Source organism: Desulfobacula sp. (assembly GCF_030611305.1).
GTDB lineage: Bacteria > Desulfobacterota > Desulfobacteria > Desulfobacterales > Desulfobacteraceae > Desulfobacula.
On the sequence record NZ_JAUWQB010000039.1, the window covers coordinates 12,438 to 31,123 of the forward strand.

An 18,686-nucleotide genomic window follows, 5' to 3' on the forward strand; every position below is an offset into this window, starting at 1 on the left:
AGAGTTGATGATGACTTCATCACCGTCTCTGGTAATATACCCCTATGTGTCAGATCGAAATCTTATCGCCTATGTTTTTATCCCCAGTTCTTTCAAAGTATCAGGCAGAGGACTGCCGGTTTTTGTGTCCCAGCCCATTTGCTTGTAGTAAAGCTTGCGCATAAGATCCCAGTGATCCAGAATCCTGCGCCCTTTTGCCGGGCCGTCCACCGGAGCGGACCCGTAACGGGGGCTTGGCGCCTCCATATCTGGAGTCAGGCCGTTGCGGATATTGAACACCCGCAGGGTATTGACGATACGCCTGCCTATAGTTAGCATGTCTTTCAGTGTTCTATCATCGTTTGTTATCGCATTGACAGCTTCGACAACCATTTTGGGATAGTTCAAGTTAAAGCGGCATGCCCCGAGGCAGTCTTCAATCATAGCCCAGCCGTTCTGGCGGGCGTTAACAACCGGGACTTCCCAGGGCGAAAAGGCATCATGGACGGGCGGCATATCCAGCAGGTGGGGCCGAACGCCTACGAATGTGGCCTCAATCGAACTGGTGTTAGCCAGGCAAGTGTCTGTTAATTCGTGCCATCTGGCTCGGTGATCATGCCCCCGTGGTGTGGCACCTTTTTTTGTACAGATAGCTATGGATACGGCCTCTCCGCCAACCCTTGCTGCGGCCAGGCGCACGCCGTCTGATAAAAGCTTTCCACATCCTTTTTGAAATGCAATTTTACGGAGTAATATCTCCACTGCTTTTACATCACCCCAGGTTAGATTAATACCGTCTAAATCGGAAGATGTTAAAATTCCCTTTTCGGAGCATTCCATGAGCCATCCTAAAATCCAGCCCGACTCGTTGATGTCTAATCCAAGTCGATCGGCAAGATCGGTGAGAAAGTATACAGCTCCGGCATCTGTCTGACCAATCTGGGGTCCGAATGCTGCAAATGCTTCATATTCAGGTTCCTCGGCCACAAAACCCTTAAACGGTCCCTCTGTTACAATATGTTCGAATGTGTGGTTGATCGCGCAGCTATAGCAGGTTGCGCGGCGAATGGCAGTAAATCGCTCTCGGATGTATCTGCCGTCCATTTTTCCATGTTCGGGGAAAATGTTTGTAGTAAAGTTTTTGACCGGCAGAGCCCCGACCTTATGCAAACTGGAAAAGGTTCCGTTAGTACCCCATTTGTGTCGTGATCCATTAAGAAAGGTTCGGGTCGCTCCTTCGTGCAATTGCCTGGATAAAGAAATGAGCCGGGGTTTGTCGTGGATTTTTGGTTTAAAACTGCCCCGGCAGATTACGATAGCCTTTAACCGCTTGGCACCCATGACCGCGCCAACCCCGCCTTTAGAGGCTACATGGGTGCCATCACCAACAATGACAGAAAAGTGCACCTTATTTTCACCTCCCGGTCCAATACAGTATACGCTTGCTCCTTTTGAAAGACCGAGTTCTTTTTTTAGCATCGTCTGGGTATCTAACGCATCTGCACCAATCAGGCTGTCTGCATCACGGATCTCAACGGTTTTATTGCTTATAAACAAGTACGACCATTTTTTTGCCTGTCCATGGATAACAACGGCATCGTAGCCGCAGGATTTTAGCCATGCACCACCAAATCCGTTAGCTTGTGTTGAAACTGCCAGATTCGTCATGGGGCCTTTGGTAACAAAACAAACTGTCCCGGAACCGTGAATCGGGGTGTAGCTCATAGGACCAACTCCCATGACCAACCGGTTTTCAGGATCAAACCATTCGGTATTATCTGGATTTTCATGATTCAGGTACCAGGCTCCAAAACCAGCACCACCGAGGTAATTTTTGATTAAAGTTGAATCTAAATCTTCTGCAATACATGATTTCTGACTTAAATCTACGCGAAGAATTTTATTGGCATAACCATAGTCAAGCATATAAAATATACTCCATAAAAATATTTTACAGATACAAAAAAAGCTTAGATCAGTATTCTGAACTCATGTTTTCAAGTAAAGCAAAATGGGTGATAAGCAAGTTTGCTATGTCTGTCTTGCTTAAAAATCAGGCTGCAATTTTCGACCCGCTGGCACCCATCAATCTATCTATTTATTTCAAAACTCATAACGCATTTATATATATAATCGCTTGGTCCATTAGTCAATACGAGACCAATTAAAACAGATATCCATCGGGATGGGCTTTTCTTGTTTTTGCTATGATCCTTTTACCGGCATTGATCTCACAATCCTGTTTTGTTGAACCATCTTTGTTTTGAATCGGTTTCAAGCGAACCCGTTTTGACGTCTATCTTTCACGGTGATAAAATTCCGATATTTTAGACCATTATCCTGAAAAACCGATAGATTTTGAAATCTTTTTGCTTGCGGTAATAACTTTTTTTGAGAAACGCTTATACATTTCCGGCTCCGGATGTCTCGCAGTTGAATAAGAAACATTAATTGCCGCAATAACCTCGCCGGCATAGTTAAAAATAGGCGCTGCTACAGCACTCAGACCTTTTTCAAGTTCTTCGTCGTTAACGGCATACCCTTTCTCTCGAACAAGTTCCAGCTCATTTTTCAAGGCTGACATTGACACTATAGTTTTCTCAGTTTTTTTTTCAAAAATAAAATTTTCCATGATCTCGTTGGCTCTATCATCGTTCATATAAGCCAGAATCACTTTTCCCTGGCTGGTGCAATTAACCGGAAGACGGGAACCCACAGAAAGATTCACATTAAACAAATGATCCGATCGAATTCGTGCTAAAATTATAATTTCTGAGCCTTTTAAAATTGAAAGGTTGATTGTTTCACCGGTATCATTTCTTAGTTTCGTCATAATCGGCAAAGAAATTTTGTGTAAATCCAAATTACCCAATGCAGTAACTCCAAAATAAATCAACTTGGGTCCAAGGTGATATTGCTTGGTTTCTGGATTTTTTTCCATAAGCTGCAAAGATGTTAATGCCTGAAGCAGTCTATAAGTTGTGGTTTTCTTCAACCCGGTTTTTTTAATTAATTCATTCAGAGTCATAGGTTCCAGGTTATCAGCCATGCATGTCAATACGTGTACGCATTTTTCGAGAGTTTTTACTTGATTTTTTTCAGCCACGAGAGTTCCTTAGCAATAAAATTTATAAAAAAATAATCCTGATTAAAATTTGGTAAAACAAGTTCTGAAATTGGCAATTACTATTTTAGGATGAGATTCAAACATTTTTAAAATCATCGAATAATTCCGTATAACCAAATTTGTTTAATATTTTCCCACATTAAGGCACAATTTAATTTTATTTTTATGGTCTGTCAAATAAATTATTCTATTCTTTTTAATCAAAAACGTTGAATTTTTTTTGTTAATCACTTTAATTTATAGAAAATTTTTACTTAATCACCTTTTTCAGACTATTGCTTACTAAAAGACTATAAAATACTTGACAATCTTCAGCATAACAATATACAAATAATTCTGAGGGGCGGTAATGTTTTTAATAAATTCCGTATGGTGGAATTTATTATGCTCAATAATTAACTTTCCCAGATGATATTTAGGCTGGCTTTAGGCAAAATGCATACAGTTGTAAGTGTCGGAAATTAAGAGGCGTTCCATGGAAGTGATTCAAAAGGCGGACCTGAAATCCAGATTGATATTATTTATTGCCGTTCTAATGGCGTTTTATCACTTCTATTTTGCCACCATCGGATTCATTACTGAAATGAGCTGGCGCGCCGGGCATTTAATATTCGCCTCGGTTTTAATCTTTCTTTTTAAACCCATCAGTCAACAAAAATCAAAATGGCTGCTTCTTGATTATTTACTGATCCTGGTCGCAATCGTTTCCGGTTTTTATATCATTGTCGAATACCCGAATATGGGTCTTAGAATGGGAGATCCATTACCATTGGATATTGTGATGGGCGTTTTCAGCATTATAGTGGTTCTTGAAATGACCCGCAGAACCATTGGATTGCCTCTTCTCATCATTGCTGTTGTATTTATAAGCTATGCTCTTTTAGGAGAATTTATACCAGGAATATTCGGCCATCGGGGTTTTGATTTTGATCGGATTGTCACCCAGATTTATATGACATCCGATGGGATTCACGGCATCCCCATTGGTGTTATGGTTAAATATGTTTACTTTTTTGTTCTTTTTGCCGGTTTTCTGGAAGCAACAGGTGCAGGAAAGTGGTTTATTAATTTTGCATTTGCACTCACCGGCAGAAGCCGCAGCGGCCCGGCACAAACGGCTGTTTTTGCCAGCGGTCTCATGGGTTCCATCTCCGGAAGTGCAGTTGCAAATACAGTGGCCACGGGTTCTTTTACGATTCCTTTGATGAAAAAGGTAGGCTACAAACCTGCTATTGCAGGTGCCATTGAAGCCGCATCCTCCACAGGCGGGCAAATGGTTCCTCCCATCATGGGTGCCGGTGCCTTTATCATCGCTGAGTGGACCGGAATTGCCTACAGGGAGATCATCCTTGTTTCAATTGCTCCTGCAGTTTTATATTTTATAAGCGTCAGTTTTTTTGTACATATCCGTGCCCTTAAAGATGGCATAAAAAAGGTTCCTGTAAATGAATTACCTTCCTTTATAGAACAATTAAAAATAGGAGCCCATTATATTGTTGCCATCTCACTGCTTATATTTTTGCTTGCCTATGGATACAGTCCTACCTATTCGGTTTGCCTTGGCATTGGTGGGCTTATTATCGTCAGTTTTTTCAAAAAAGAATCCCGGATGACTTTTCCTGTCTTTTTAGATGCGTTAAAGAGTGCTGCACTTATTGCTATTCCGGTATCCGCTGCGTGCGCAGCAGCCGGTGTTGTTGTCGGTGTGGTGGGATTAACCGGCCTTGGACTTAAATTTTCTGCCATGGTAATTTCAGTGGCAGGCGGGCAAAAAATATTAGCTATTTTCTTGGTTTTACTGGCCTCTCTATTTCTGGGCATGGGACTTCCGGTCACAGCAAGCTATGTTGTATTAGCGGTATTAGCCGTACCCGGGCTCAGAGCACTGGGCGTGAGTGTTTTAGCGGCTCATCTGCTTGTGTTCTGGTACAGCCAGGATTCCAACATAACTCCACCGGTATGCCTGGCAGCATATGCGGCCGCGGGAATTGCCCAGTCAGACCCTATGAAAACAGGTCTTTACAGCTGGGCCCTTGCCAAAGGGCTTTATTTAATTCCCCTGCTTTTTGTATATACTTCAATTCTGACGGGAAGTGTTTTTCAGATTATTTTCATAAGTATTATTGCAACTTGCGGGCTATTTGCAATGACTTTATTTTTAGAAGGTTATTTTGTCAGCCCTCTGAACATCATTTCCAGGCTCATGTTTTTGGCCGTAACCGTGTGCTGTTTCTGGCCGAGTCAGTATTTAAACTACTTTGGCTGTTTATTGATGGCTGTTTTAATTTCTTATCAGATTACCATGTGGAAGTTAAGAAATCGTGAAATTGCTGAAAAAAATATTTAGATCAATTTTTCAGGCAGATCAGACTTTAAGTATGATAATCAACTTATTTAATAAGATTGAAAGGGGGTGCAGCAATAAAAAGGACATGCAGCAGCACAGACAAGGGGTAAGCTTATGAGAACAACAATAATAGCTAAAAAGATGGAGGACAATATGAAAGGTAGATATCATATTTTAACAATCGGAATCATATGCACACTTTTAATTATTTTTATCCCTGGCTTTGGGCTTTGCGGGGAGAAGTATAAATTAACCATTGCAACTGGTGGGACCGGCGGCACTTATTATCCATCAGGAGGTGGTGTCGGAGAACTCCTTAGGTCAAAACTTGATATAGTGGAGGCAGCCACAGCGGAAGTAACAGCGGGCTCGGTTGAAAACGCACAATTGCTTAACCGAGGAAAGACAGACATGGGCTTGATCTGCTGGATCGGCGTTGTAGGCGCAAACTTAAAAGATAAGCTGCCAAATCTGCGCACAATGTTTTTTATTCATGGCAGTACTGTTCATTGGGCTGTTGGTAAAGATAGCGGTATCAATACATTACTCGATCTAAAAGGCAAAAAAGTTGCTCTCGATGCACCGGGAAGCGCTGGTCTTGTTAGCTCTGAACTGGTTTTAAAGCTTTTTGGCGTTGATCCGGACCGTGATATCAAAGCCCTTCGCATCAAACAATCCCAAGGGGCGGACGCTTTTAAAGATGGCCGGATAGATGCAGTGTTCGGAGATGTTGGTTATCCAAACTCAACATTCATGGAGCTTACTACGGTTAGAGACGTAAAAATCCTAAGTTTTTCCGATTCTGACCTTAACAAAATTTATTCCAAATATCCTTCACTTCCAAAGGAAACCATTCCGGCCGGTACATATAAAAATCAAACTGCAGATATAAACACTTATACCGAAGCAGGACCTTTTGCATGTCGAGCCGACCTTCCAGATGAACTGGTTTATCAGATAGTAAAAACTATTCACCAAAACCAGAAATGGTTAACCCAAAATGTTCATCAAGCAATTGGCCGATGGCAATTTGATCCTGCAGTAGGAAACCTGGCCCCACTCCATCCAGGTGCAGCGAAATATTATAAAGAAATCGGGCTATTATAAAGATAAAAGTCCTCATGAAGTTCAAAAAGAACCCAATGGGGACTTTTTACCCAACTGCAATTAAAAGGAAAGTTATTTTAACTTGGACTCTGGTATGAAAAAAAAGATTGGTTTTATAGGTCTTGGACAAATGGGCCGGTGGATGGCTCTTAACCTATTAAAAGGCGATTTTGATATCACGGTTTTTGATATCAGTAAAGATGCAATGGCTTTTTTGACTGCTAAAGGGGCTAAAAAAGCAGAATCTCCTGCTGAACTGGCAAGACAGACCGATTGGATATTTCTTAGCTTGCCAAACTCTAATGTTGCCGAACAAGTAGTTTTCGGCCAGGAAGGTATTCTCTGTGGATCAAAAAAAAATCAGATACTGGTTGATTTAGGAACTTCAAATTATATGTGGACAAAAGAGTTTTCAGATAGATTAAAAGAAAATGGAATTTGTTTTTCTGATGCGCCTGTAACCGGAATGGAGGATCGGGCCAAACAAGCTTCCTTGACCATTATGTTCGGCGGCGACAAGGAAATATTAAAGGAGATTAGTCCTGCTTTTGACAAAATAGGAAATGAGGTTGTACATATGGGTGACGTCGGCAGCGGTCAGCTTTCCAAGATGATAAATAATGTTCTTTTTAATGTCCACCTGGCCGCACTTGCTGAAGTTCTGCCCATGGCGGCAGAATTGGGACTGGAACCTGAAAAAGTAGCCCAAGTTATCAACACGGGATCAGGTCAAAGCTTTGCTTCCAAAGTCTTTATTCCTAAAATCCTCGATAATTGTTTTGATCATGGCTATCCCATGAAGCACGCTTATAAAGACATGGTTAATGTTTGCGAAATCTCTTCCCATGAAAAAATTCCTATACCGGTTGTATACGCAGCCTTTTCTACTTATCAAACTGCCTTAAAATCAGGATATGGTGAAGAGGACAAAGGATCAATGATAAAAATTTTTGAAAAATTGCTGAAAATAAAATTTCGTGGGAAAAAGAACTAACATCTTTATAAAAAAAGGTTAAAAAAGGAATCGTGGAAAAACTTATAATTACTGTAGCTTTAACCGGAAATGTACCTACAAAAAAAAATAATACCAATCTTCCGGTAACACCCGAAGAAATTGCCGAAGATGTGAAAAGATGTGCAGATGCCGGGGCATCTCTTTTTCATGTTCATGCCAGGGATTCTCAACAAAAACCAACTCTGGATACATCAATTTTCAAAGAAATCGTCAGAAATATAAAAAAAGTTTCACCAGATGTAATCATTCAGTTGTCAACAGGAGCACGAGCAGGAAAAGATTGGGAGGATAGAGCAACTCCAGTAAGACTGCTTCCTGAGATGGCTTCGTTTACTACCGGATCAAACAATCTGCCGGGAATAGTATATGAAAATTCGCCCCAGTTTATTGAATTTCTTGCTGGAGTGTTCAAGGAAACCGGGGTAAAGCCGGAGATTGAAGTATTTGAGACAGGTATGATAAATAATGCCCTGCATCTTAAAAAAAAAGGTTTTTTTGACTTTCCCCTTCATTTTGATTTTGTTCTGGGAGCACCCGGAGCAATGCCTGGGACAGTGAAGAATCTGCTCTTTTTATCTGAGGGGATACCACCTGATTCAACTTGGACCGTGGCCGGAATCGGAAAGGCGGAGATACCGCTTGCCACTGCAGCAATCGTAATGGGTGGGCATGTCCGCATAGGTCTGGAAGACAATTTATACATGCCGGACGGGGCTCTTGCATCCAATGCTGAACTTGTAGAAAAAATTGTAACGATCGCGAAAGAAATCGGTCGGGACATCGCTAATCCAGATGAGGCACGCTCAATTTTAGCAATCCCTCATGAAAATAAAAACCGGATACTTGAAACAATAAGCTGAAAGGTTATATGACTTAGAATAATTTGAAAATAACTTGGAAAGCAAAGAGATATTGAAAGTCTGTATGTGATGAAGCGATCAAAAGGTAAAAATAAGATTCGTATTGGTGGCGGGGCTGGTTTTTCAGGCGATAGAGTAGATTCAGCAGTAGAGCTTGCAGCAAAATCTGAACTCGATTATATCGTTCTTGAATGTCTTGCAGAACGCACTGTGGCATTGGGAAATATGATCAAAATCCGTGAGCCGGGAAAAGGATACAGCGAGACTTTGTCCGCACGGATAAGGACGCTTTTGCCTGTTTGTCTGCCAAAAGGTGTGCGCATTATATCCAATATGGGATCCGCTAACCCTTTGGCCGCCGGCAAACGTACATATGAAATAGCCCGGGAACTTGGTTTCCCGGAAATGCAGGTGGCTGTCGTTTTAGGAGATGATGTCCTTGACATAATTAAAAATAAACCAGAGCTTATACTTTTAGAATCCGGAAAAACTCTCGAAAGTATCCTGCCGCGGATTATTTCTGCCAATGCCTATATGGGCGCTGATGCCATAGTACCTGCTCTTGAAACAGGGCAGGCCGTTGTTTTAACCGGCCGGGTGGCTGACCCTTCCTTGTTCTTGGCACCAATGATTCATGAGTTTAACTGGTCTTACAACGACTATAAACTTCTGGCCCAGGGAACGCTTGCCGGCCACCTCTTAGAATGCGCGGGTCAGCTTACAGGAGGCTATTTTGCCGACCCGGGCAAAAAAAACGTACCAGGCCTTGCCCGGCTTGGCTTTCCTTATGCCGATGTAACAAAAGATGGCAAAGTGACTTTAGGGAAAACACCGGAAACAGGCGGGAAACTGGATGTGATGACCTGTAAGGAACAATTGCTTTATGAAATCCACGATCCTTCCAGATATATTACTCCTGACTGTGTTCTAGATGTCACAGACGTTAATTTTAAACAGGAAGCTAAAGATTCTGTTCATGCTTTTGGCGCCAGAGCTCTTGCCCGCACAGATTCGTACAAGGTCAGCGTGGGCTATATGGACGGCTATATGGGCGAAGGACAGATTTCCTACGGAGGGCCAAATGCCGTTGCAAGGGCACGTTTAGCAGGGGAAATTGTGATCGAACGCTTGAAAATTAGAAAATTTGACTATCTTGAAATACACAAAGATTTTATCGGTATGGACAGCCTGCATGGCAAAACATCCACATTGAGCGAGCCCTATGAAGTCCGCCTTCGTCTTGCAGCCAAATGCCGAGATAAAATGGCAGCCAACGCTGTTGGAGAGGAAGTAGAAGCATTACTAACGAACGGTCCGGCAGGAGGAGGCGGGTTTTTCAGACAGACAAAAGAATTGGTAGCCATTCAATCAGTTCTTCTGCCACGTTATTTAATCAAACAAACGATACATACAATAGGCAAATAATGAGTATTAAAGTTTATGATATAGCTCACTGCAGGACGGGGGATAAAGGCCGGACGGTAAACATTTCAGTCATAGCATTTGATGAAGCTAAATTTCATTACCTTAAACAACATCTTACTTCGGAAAAAGTTGCCAAAGATTTTTCTCCCATAGCGGAGGGTCCTGTTTCCCGCTATGAACTTCCTAAGCTTCACGCATTCAACTTTGTTGTTGAAAATATGCGGGGCGGCGGAGTAACAGTGTCTCTTTCCCAGGATATTCATGGGAAAAGCCTTAGTTATTTGATGATGGGGATTGTACTTCCTGAGAATTAATAAACCAAGCCAAAAACCAAGCATTTTGAGCCTTTATCCAGAACAAAGTGTAATTTTTGCACTGCCCTTCTTTCATGTTTTCCCTCACTAATGGGATGCAATAATCATCATTCCCGGGTGTGTTAAGCCCACAATATCTATTTCCGCAATTAGTGCTTTTGTGAGGTTTATCCGGCTAGAAAATAATAACAGAAGGCGACAGCCATTGCTGCTTTGATTGTTGTGCTTAGCGGTGTGATTCTCATAAATTGATTATATATTCTTTGATTATGTGGTTATCAAGAAAAATTTGTATGTGGGGAATATAGCGTGGGGAAGACTTGTTTCCCAAAATAAAAAAGCTCTCAGAAAATCTAAGAAAACCTTTGATATCATGGTGATCCCACGGGGAATCGAACCCCGGTTTCCGGCGTGAGAGAACTTTAATTATTCTTGATTGCCTTTAACTGATGCCTTTTGTATCCTTATTTTATATGGTACTATCTGCTATGAATTTTTTTTCAAAGCTAATTATAACCATCTTCGTATTGTTTTTGTGCTACCCATTTCCTTCGTATGGATTTGAGCGATACAACAGGGTTACCAAGTATGATGGTTATTTTAAGAAATACACCAAACATTTTTTTGGGCCCGGATTTGACTGGCGATATTTTAAATCCCAGGCCATTGCAGAATCCAACCTGAATGCCGATGCAAAATCCCATGTTGGAGCAAAAGGAATCATGCAGATAATGCCAAAAACATTTGAAGAAATTAAGTATAAAAACGCTTCAATAAAAGGATCTTCCCTGCAACCCAAATGGAATATTGCAGCGGGTATTTATTATGACAGGGCAATATGGAAATTATGGAAGGCCAAAAGGCCTTTTATGGATAAACTTGCTTTCATGTTTGGAGCCTACAATGCAGGTAAAGGAAATATCATTAAAGCTCAAAAAATTGCAGAAAAATCTGATATGAACCCAAACCATTGGTCATCTATTGAGAAAACACTTGTTAAGGTAACAGGCAAACATAGTAAAGAAACCATTGGATACGTGAATAAAATAAACAAGGTAAAAGGAGTATTAAAATAATGGAACTCGGAATACTTATTGCAAATTTTGTATATGCAGTTTTTGGAGTGATTCTTACACTGATTTTTATGCTTTTAGGGTTTAAACTGTTTGATCGAGTGACCCCGTTTGACACATCAAAGCAGTTGTCCGACAACAATATCGCTGTTGGAATTGTTGTAGGCTCCATCTTTATCGGACTTGGTATTGCCGTTGGACTTGTCATTGGCATGGGACTAAATTAGACGTGTTTTATTACTCTTGTCGAACAAGAACTTCTAAGGCATTTAAAACATAATAAAATTAATACTACTTTCATGATTGGAATCAATGTTTAACCCAAATTTCCAGTGATGTATTATTTGGGTATCTTTTAGAATTCAGACCATCCGAAAATCAGGACATGGATAATTATGCTTGAGTGTGATTTATATATTGCTGTAATGCAAGGGGATGGACAGAGATGATGCCTGCGGCTCATATATTTGAATTAAAAATTCAAAGCTGAAAATACGTCACATACCATATGTGGGGTTGCCGAAAATTTATCCGGACTGAGTACTACGACCACCAGACAACACCTTTTAATTAAAGCTAAAACCCTTTAAAGGTACACTATAATCTATAGAGCTTTTTTACCACCAGATGACCTGGATCATGACTATTTACTCCAAAAGGATTTGCCAAGTTCAAGAAGATCAAAATTGGTTTTGCACCCAAAACACACTTTCCTTTTTGAGCCAACACTGTTTTCCATTTCTACAATACATTCTGAAATGAAAGCAGGCTGAGCCTCACAACATTTGGTTTAGATTGTTTTAGAGAACCGATATTACCATTTTTCAAAACCTAATTCCCGCATGCTTACCGAAAGGATACAAACAACCTGAGCACAGAAGACATAGCCTTTGCTTAAAAATTTATATTTTTTTAAGTAGACCTCAATTTTTTTCTTGACAGACCGACCAGTCGGTTGGTATGCTTCACAAAAATGGGTGAGCGTGTCAAGCTGAGGACCGTGGTGCAACCGTTATGAGTAGATGAAGCCATAACAATAGCAAAAGGTATTGTCGAAGATGAAATGGGTAACAGTATCAGAGGGTAAAGCAATACTTATATGTCCGATTTATTCAGACGGAGGCGAGGGACTGAAAATGTTAACGAGTTTTATTAACCAAAGAGAAACTGCCATCATAAGATCAGCTACAAGAATATTTTTCGGATCAAATATGTATACTTTTGGTCAGACTGTAAATATTCGGCTCTGTGAAAATATGATGCACAGGAAAGGGAAATGAAAAAAACAATAAAGAGAAACAATGTGGCTCTCGGAACCGACGGTGGGACCGATGAAAAATCTGGAACAGATCTTGACGTTAAGATGTCAGCTTCATCGAATTCCCGCCCAGTGGGGCAACTAAAAAAAGACACCGGAAAATTGCTGAGACGTAATGATCCAGAAGATACGTCTCGCCGATTGAAACGCGCCACGATCGAATTGATCATTGAAAGAGGATACGGGAAGACATCCCTTAACCCGATCTTGAAACTGACCGGGCTCTCGAAGGGGGCTCTGTTTCATCATTTCAAAAGCCGCGACCATTTGGTGGCTGCTGCCTTTACAGATCTGCTAGAAGAGACTGTTATCGACTTTGAGGGGCTCGGTTTGCGATTGCGCGCTGGCGAGATCAATCTCGATGAGTTTCTGGATGAGCTCTGTTGGTTGATCTCATGCGACAATTTTACCGCCTATATGGAAATCGCGGTGGCAGTGCGCGTCAATCCGCAACTTATCGAAGCGATTGCGGATAACATCACGCGTTTCCGTGATTCCATGGAAAACTTTTGGTTGCACACCTTCACCATTGATGGCCTCACCATAGAGGAGCAGGGATCCCGCTGGCTCATCGTGATGAACGTTCTGCGAGGTCTTGCTTTCCAGCGTTCCTACGGTGAAAGGCCGGGAAACACTGATCGTGTAAGAAATGAACTTGGTCGTTCTCTATTCCAGAATGTACATGTCAACCCTCTCGATGAACAGGTCTTAACCTCTGACATCTTGGGAGCGAAACAGCTACAAAAGCATGAGAACAAAACAACATTAAAACCGAAGAGGAGTTAAAAAAAATGAAACAAAAAACAACTTTTTTTATTGCAAGAATGTTCTTCAGAAACTTATTTTTTGTCTCGATCGCAGTGATAACAATTAACCTTGCGGCCATTCCGGCCAGTGCGGTTGAGTATATCCAGGCTGCGACTTGGACTCCGCCAACCCACATCATATCTGAGAATCTATACACATTCTGGGCGGAGCGGGTTAAACACTACTCGCAAGGTAATTTGGAGGTGAAGGTTGACCTTGGTTCTGCTATGCTTACCCCGCGTGGCGCCATGGCAGCCCTTGCAGATGGTATAGTGGATGTAGCTGCTCACACAGGGCAGTACACGCCGTCTGAACTCAACGTATCTGCCGCGGTAGAAGAACTTGCTATGCTTTATACTGACACTTTCACAATGATAGCCGCCATTGCCGATTTTGATTTTAACGACCCGATGATGCGTGAACAATGGCAGCGAAACGGCGTGGTTTATGGCGGCCCGTATATCACACCGCCATATTTGCTGTTGTGTAACAAAGAGGTTTCGACGTTGGACCAGTTCAAAGGCAAGAAGACCCGATTGCCTGGCCGTGCTGCTGGCGCTTGGGGTTCTGAAGCCGGCGCAGTCCCGGTGTCATTAAGTTCGAACGAAATGTATTCCGCTCTCGACAAAGGGGCCTTAGACTGCACAACGGCGTGCCTTCCGGATATGCTTGACCGCAAGCTTTACGAAGTAGCCAAACATATAACCGAAATGCCAATCACAATATTCTGGGCAGGTTACGGATGGGCCTATAATCCTAAATTCTGGCGCGGTCTGACAGTGGACCAGCGGCGTGTTTTGTTTAACGCTCAAGCCGATGCCATAGCACATTTCATTTTCAAAGCTTTCATTGAAGGGGAACGAGATGCTATGGTCAGCCTTAAGACGGAAGGTGTCACTTTCCACAAACCTAACCCGGCACTGCTTAAATCCTTGAACAATTTCAAAAATAAGCAGGAAGAGCGGGCCGCAGACATCGCAAAGAAAAAATTTCGCATTGATGATCCACAGGCACTACATACAAGGTTCAAAGAGACTGTTATAAAGTGGACCAAACGGCTCAAGGACGTGCCTCGTGACGATGAGGCAGCCTATGCAGAAATTCTTCGTAAGGAGATCTTTGATAAGGTCGATCTGTCGAAATACGGCCTAAACTAAAGCTCATACAACGGAGTATGGGTTATAAATCATGGCTGTTGTAGTAATTTTGAGGTAAAGATAAACATTCCCATTTCCTTATGTTAGGGAACAATAGAACCCCTAACATAAGGAACTAATTATGAGAAAAAATACTACCGAGAGATAATCGAAGAGGTTAACAAAAAATTAGCCGAAAAGGTATTATCTGAAGAAAAGGATTTAGCTAAAGGTTGGTGGAATAACTTTTTGAATCAATGGGCTGAAAAATTAATGGCAGTATAATGACTATAACAGGGAAGGATTTACACCACAGAGGAGGTATTTTATGACTATCAAAACACCGAGACTCGAATCTCTGGCGCATTTTCAGAACAGACTTGCAGGTTTCGCGGTGCTGCTGATTCTTGTGCATGTCTCGTTAGACGTGCTCATGCGCTACATGCTTAACAGTCCTATCCCTGCCACACTCGAAGTGGTTTCCTTTTATTACATGATCGCACTCACTTTTTTGCCCATGCTGATTCTGGAATACCAAGACAAGCATATCAAGACCGACTTGTTCTTCAGGCAATTTCCAAAGGCGCTTCAAAGGGTCAGCATTGCAGCCTCGGGATTGATGGCAGTGTTTTTTTATTGGCTACTCACCTATGTCTGTTTTGAGGAGGCACTATCCGCCACACATCGCGGTGAAGTTGTCATGGGGGTTCATCTACTGCCGATCTGGCCAGCCAGATGGTTGCTGCCCGTTGCCTTCTTAAGTGCTTCAATAGGAGCGCTGTTCTCTACAATCAGAGCATTGAGCAGTGGAGGCGGATCGCCTTATGCAGAAGAAGGAGAAATATAGACATGGATAGTTTTGTCGCCGTCGGCCTGTGCTTTGGTGCTTTACTGATTCTTATAGCAATACGCATGCCGATCAGCATAGCTCTTGTGAGCGTGTCTTTTTTCGGTATCGCGTTTGAAAAGAGCTGGAGCGCGGCTGTGGGTTCTCTTTCAAGGTTGCCGTTTGAGATGGCAGCCAACTGGGAATTCTCTGCAGCGCCCATGTTTTTGTTCATGGGGTTCATTTGCGCAGCCACCGGCCTAACAAACGGATTGTTTAAGGCTTCAAGCATTCTCCTCTCTCGCCTGCCGGGCTCTCTTGCCGCAGCGAGCGTGTTTGCAAGCGCCCTTTTTGCAGCTGCTTCGGGTTCGAGCGTTGCCACCGCAGCAGCCATGTCGAGGATTGCCATTCCAGAAATGCTCAAACGTGGTTACGACCAAGGCCTTGCCTGTGGCACTGTTGCCGCATCTGGTACGCTCGGGTCGTTAATACCACCCAGCATTCTGCTCATTCTCTATGGTATCTATGCCAATGTTTCGATCGGCAAGTTATTTTTGGCAGGTGTTGTGCCCGGCGTGATTTCGGCAGCAATTTATATTTTGATGATTTCTATTCGGTGCAAGATCAATCCAAAACTCTCCGGTGAATCTGTCAAAATAGTAAGTTTCGAAGTTAACAAATGGGAGATTGCCAAGACCATCTTGCCTTTACCGATAATTATAGTACTGGTCATGGGCAGTATTTTTTTCGGCATCGCCACACCGACGGAGGCTGGTGCGATAGGTTCTACCGGTGCAGTTGCTTTGGCCGCACTCCAAGGACGACTGAGCTACACCGCTTTCTGTGGTGCACTGATTCAAACTGCGGAATCATTTGCTAGTATCTTTTTCATTATCATTGGTGGCGCCCTGCTCACTCGGTTCATAGCCATCACTGGTATTACACCCCAGCTTCTCGCGTTATTCGAACAGTTTAATGCTGGCCCATTGATTCTAATCTGTGCCACGGCCTTGGTCTATATTCTGCTCGGTATGTTCATCGACTCCATTGGGCTTCTGCTATTGACGGTACCGATTTTTTTGCCGCTGGCCAACGCACTTGAGATGAACCTTATCTGGTATGGCGTCATCCTGATCAAACTTCTTGAAATCGGGCTTATCACGCCCCCGATAGGTCTCAACATCTTTGTAATCAAAAGCACGCTCGGTCCTCAGGTTAAGCTACCTGTAATTTTTCGTGGAATTTGCTGGTTCATTTTTATGGACCTTCTGACCTTAATTTTGTTGGTGGCTGTACCGGCACTGTGCCTCTGGCTACCCAACCTTTTGCGCTAACATAGGGACATCTTCTGATGACCATAAACAAAAAAAAGGAACTATACATGAACGAAGAGAAAAAACCCATACAGATGCATCCGGAACCACAGTTCGCTCCCCCTTCCGTCGAAGAAATTCAAGGTCGTATCGCGCGTGTGCAGACGAGAATGGAAAAGGAGAAGATAGATTGTTATGTCACGTTCTCACCTGACAATATTTTCTATCTCACCAACTTCGCCAATTTAATTCATGAGCGACCATTTATTTTAGTCGTCCCTAAGTCGGGCGTACCGAGATTCCTCGTTCCGAAATTGGAAGTACCCCACGCAAAGAATCGCGTAATTGGAGACATCGAAATTGTTTCCTACTTTGAGTTTCCAGCCCCGGCAGGAGAGACTTGGATTGACAATTTGCATCCTCTCCTTTCGGATGGCACTCGATTCGGGGTGGAGTCGGTTTGCCCGCTTCAGATCTATGAGGCGATCCCAAAAGAACGCGTACAAACCGACATTATCGACGATTTACGCATGATCAAATCGGAATATGAGGTCGGGCGTATCGCCTATGCCTGCGCCCTTGCGACCGAGGCACACAACCGGATACTGGCTCAAGCGAGACCTGGATTGACCTTGTCTGAAATTTCCTCCGAAATCAACAAGATGATGATGGGCCAAATCCTTAGTGACTATCCATCGACAAATATACTCGCAACTCGATTGATAGTGCTATTCCAACCCGGTAGCGTGTCTGATGATCCCCACAATTACACAAACGTGAATATGGCAATGGAAGTTGGAGGACCCCATGTCTCCATCATTAGTGCTGTCATAAATGGCTCTGGAGCGGAGGTAGAACGAACCTTTTTCCTTGGCCACGTTCCAGAAAAAGCGAAGAGGCCCTTTGAGGTGATGCTTGAGGCACGCCGAGTTGCCTTCGAATTGGCCGTTCCAGGCAACTTAATGAGCGAGGTGGATAGGCGGACGAAGGAAGTCTTCAGGAAGTCTGGCTATGAAGAATTCATTCTACACCGCACGGGGCATGGCATCGGTGTGACAGGGCACGAGGCACCATTCCTAGCAGAAGGCTACGAGCGAATGATTGAGCCGGGTATGTTCTTCTCAATCGAGCCTGGCGTCTATCTGCCTGGCGTTGGCGGTTTCCGTCACTCAGATACCGTGATGATCACCGATAACGGCAATATTATGCTAACTGATGGTCCAATCCAGATAGAAGAGTTGACATTTCCTACCACCGTTTGATTGAGCTATTATCTTAAGATAGTCTGGTGCGCTTGTGAAAGCCATCCTTTTCACAAGCGCATTGAGTCTTGCCGTTTTGGAATCCATCTTTACAGGGAGTTAATGCTTGAAGCAATTTTTCAATCGCGGATCCAATGGTTTTCCCATCAGCCATGGTATATAGTTCAGGTGCCTGGTCTTGATGCCTTCGTCTTCAATGGTAAAAAAAATATTCCCGTTACACAACCCCATTTTCAATAGCCTTGTCATATAGGCGTATCATGTTAACCCCTTAAAGCCTGTATCCCTATCAGTGAGAAAGCAGCTGAAGTCAGATGGTAATTTTTTATCAAAAAACATAGTTGAGTAGTTGACTTATGGTATCAATAGTGACGAGTCAAATCCGATAATTTACCAAGGGCTTCATTCACGCAGTCCGGGCTTTTAAAAAAATATAAATTTACCACATATGGTATGGACTGTCTTTTTAGACTCTGGCGGCGGGGTAAACTCGCAACAAAAAAACTGTTGATTTCATCCTGGTGCTCACTTAAATTGAATTATCAAAACTCAAGACTACTTGCATTAACATTTCTAAATTTTTGAATGAAAAAATGTTTTGATTTGTATCAGTATCTTTCACATTTCATACTGTGAACTTTGTCTGGTACCTTTCAGAATAATTGATGTTATGAATTTGTGAGAGCTTTTCAAACTATCTCACACAGATTCATGGCTCAATTATTCTGGGGTAAATAGTTTCATTTTTTTCATATAATTTAAGCTGAAAACAGAATA

At 42.6% G+C, this 18,686-nt stretch carries 15 protein-coding genes; 13 read left to right on the forward strand and 2 right to left on the reverse strand.

Annotation, left to right across the window (positions count from 1 at the left end):
* Positions 1-69: 69 nt before the first annotated feature.
* Together QAI40_RS09235 and QAI40_RS09240 are read right to left on the reverse strand one after the other, a co-directional pair.
* A complete protein-coding gene (locus QAI40_RS09235; RefSeq protein WP_299983214.1) occupies positions 70-1,905 on the reverse strand; it encodes an aldehyde ferredoxin oxidoreductase family protein in 1,836 nt (611 codons plus the stop codon).
* A 409-nt stretch (positions 1,906-2,314) separates the two neighbouring features.
* Positions 2,315-3,085, reverse strand: a complete 771-nt coding sequence (locus QAI40_RS09240) for an IclR family transcriptional regulator (RefSeq protein ID WP_299983562.1) — start codon at positions 3,083-3,085, stop codon at positions 2,315-2,317.
* A 496-nt stretch (positions 3,086-3,581) separates the two neighbouring features.
* Between QAI40_RS09240 and QAI40_RS09245 the strand changes: the two genes are divergently transcribed.
* The 13 genes from QAI40_RS09245 (at position 3,582) to QAI40_RS09305 (ending at position 17,909) form a co-directional block, all read left to right on the forward strand.
* Entirely contained in the window at positions 3,582-5,453 is a 1,872-nt protein-coding gene (locus QAI40_RS09245) for a TRAP transporter permease (protein WP_299983564.1), read from the forward strand.
* Between the two features lie 114 nt (positions 5,454-5,567).
* Complete coding sequence (locus QAI40_RS09250) at positions 5,568-6,560, forward strand: TAXI family TRAP transporter solute-binding subunit (RefSeq protein ID WP_299983566.1); 993 nt, start codon at positions 5,568-5,570, stop codon at positions 6,558-6,560.
* 94 nt (positions 6,561-6,654) lie between these two features.
* Positions 6,655-7,554: an NAD(P)-dependent oxidoreductase gene (locus QAI40_RS09255; RefSeq protein WP_299983567.1), complete on the forward strand. Its 900-nt coding sequence runs from the start codon at positions 6,655-6,657 to the stop codon at positions 7,552-7,554.
* 32 nt (positions 7,555-7,586) lie between these two features.
* A complete protein-coding gene (locus tag QAI40_RS09260) occupies positions 7,587-8,435 on the forward strand; it encodes a 3-keto-5-aminohexanoate cleavage protein (protein ID WP_299983569.1) in 849 nt (282 codons plus the stop codon).
* A 69-nt stretch (positions 8,436-8,504) separates the two neighbouring features.
* Positions 8,505-9,860: an acyclic terpene utilization AtuA family protein gene (locus QAI40_RS09265; RefSeq protein WP_299983571.1), complete on the forward strand. Its 1,356-nt coding sequence runs from the start codon at positions 8,505-8,507 to the stop codon at positions 9,858-9,860.
* Positions 9,860-10,174 carry an AtuA-related protein gene (locus QAI40_RS09270; protein ID WP_299983573.1) on the forward strand — a complete coding sequence of 105 codons (315 nt, stop codon included), beginning with the start codon at positions 9,860-9,862 and terminating at the stop codon, positions 10,172-10,174. Before QAI40_RS09265 ends, QAI40_RS09270 begins: the two co-directional genes overlap by 1 nt.
* Positions 10,175-10,662: 488 nt before the next feature.
* Complete coding sequence (locus QAI40_RS09275) at positions 10,663-11,250, forward strand: transglycosylase SLT domain-containing protein (RefSeq protein WP_299983575.1); 588 nt, start codon at positions 10,663-10,665, stop codon at positions 11,248-11,250.
* Positions 11,250-11,474 (forward strand): DUF350 domain-containing protein, encoded by a 225-nt coding sequence (locus tag QAI40_RS09280; protein ID WP_304511594.1) that lies wholly within the window; start codon positions 11,250-11,252, stop codon positions 11,472-11,474. The genes QAI40_RS09275 and QAI40_RS09280 overlap by 1 nt, the downstream gene beginning before the upstream one ends.
* Before the next feature lie 1,049 nt (positions 11,475-12,523).
* Positions 12,524-13,351 (forward strand): TetR/AcrR family transcriptional regulator, encoded by an 828-nt coding sequence (locus QAI40_RS09285; RefSeq protein WP_304511595.1) that lies wholly within the window; start codon positions 12,524-12,526, stop codon positions 13,349-13,351.
* Between the two features lie 5 nt (positions 13,352-13,356).
* Positions 13,357-14,529, forward strand: a complete 1,173-nt coding sequence (locus QAI40_RS09290) for a C4-dicarboxylate TRAP transporter substrate-binding protein (protein ID WP_304511596.1) — start codon at positions 13,357-13,359, stop codon at positions 14,527-14,529.
* A 307-nt stretch (positions 14,530-14,836) separates the two neighbouring features.
* Positions 14,837-15,355 carry a TRAP transporter small permease gene (locus QAI40_RS09295; RefSeq protein WP_304511597.1) on the forward strand — a complete coding sequence of 173 codons (519 nt, stop codon included), beginning with the start codon at positions 14,837-14,839 and terminating at the stop codon, positions 15,353-15,355.
* A 2-nt stretch (positions 15,356-15,357) separates the two neighbouring features.
* Positions 15,358-16,668 carry a TRAP transporter large permease gene (locus QAI40_RS09300; protein WP_304511598.1) on the forward strand — a complete coding sequence of 437 codons (1,311 nt, stop codon included), beginning with the start codon at positions 15,358-15,360 and terminating at the stop codon, positions 16,666-16,668.
* A 47-nt stretch (positions 16,669-16,715) separates the two neighbouring features.
* The gene (locus QAI40_RS09305) at positions 16,716-17,909 is read left to right on the forward strand and encodes a M24 family metallopeptidase (RefSeq protein ID WP_304511599.1); all 1,194 of its coding nucleotides are present in this window, start codon (positions 16,716-16,718) and stop codon (positions 17,907-17,909) included.
* Positions 17,910-18,686: the final 777 nt, after the last annotated feature.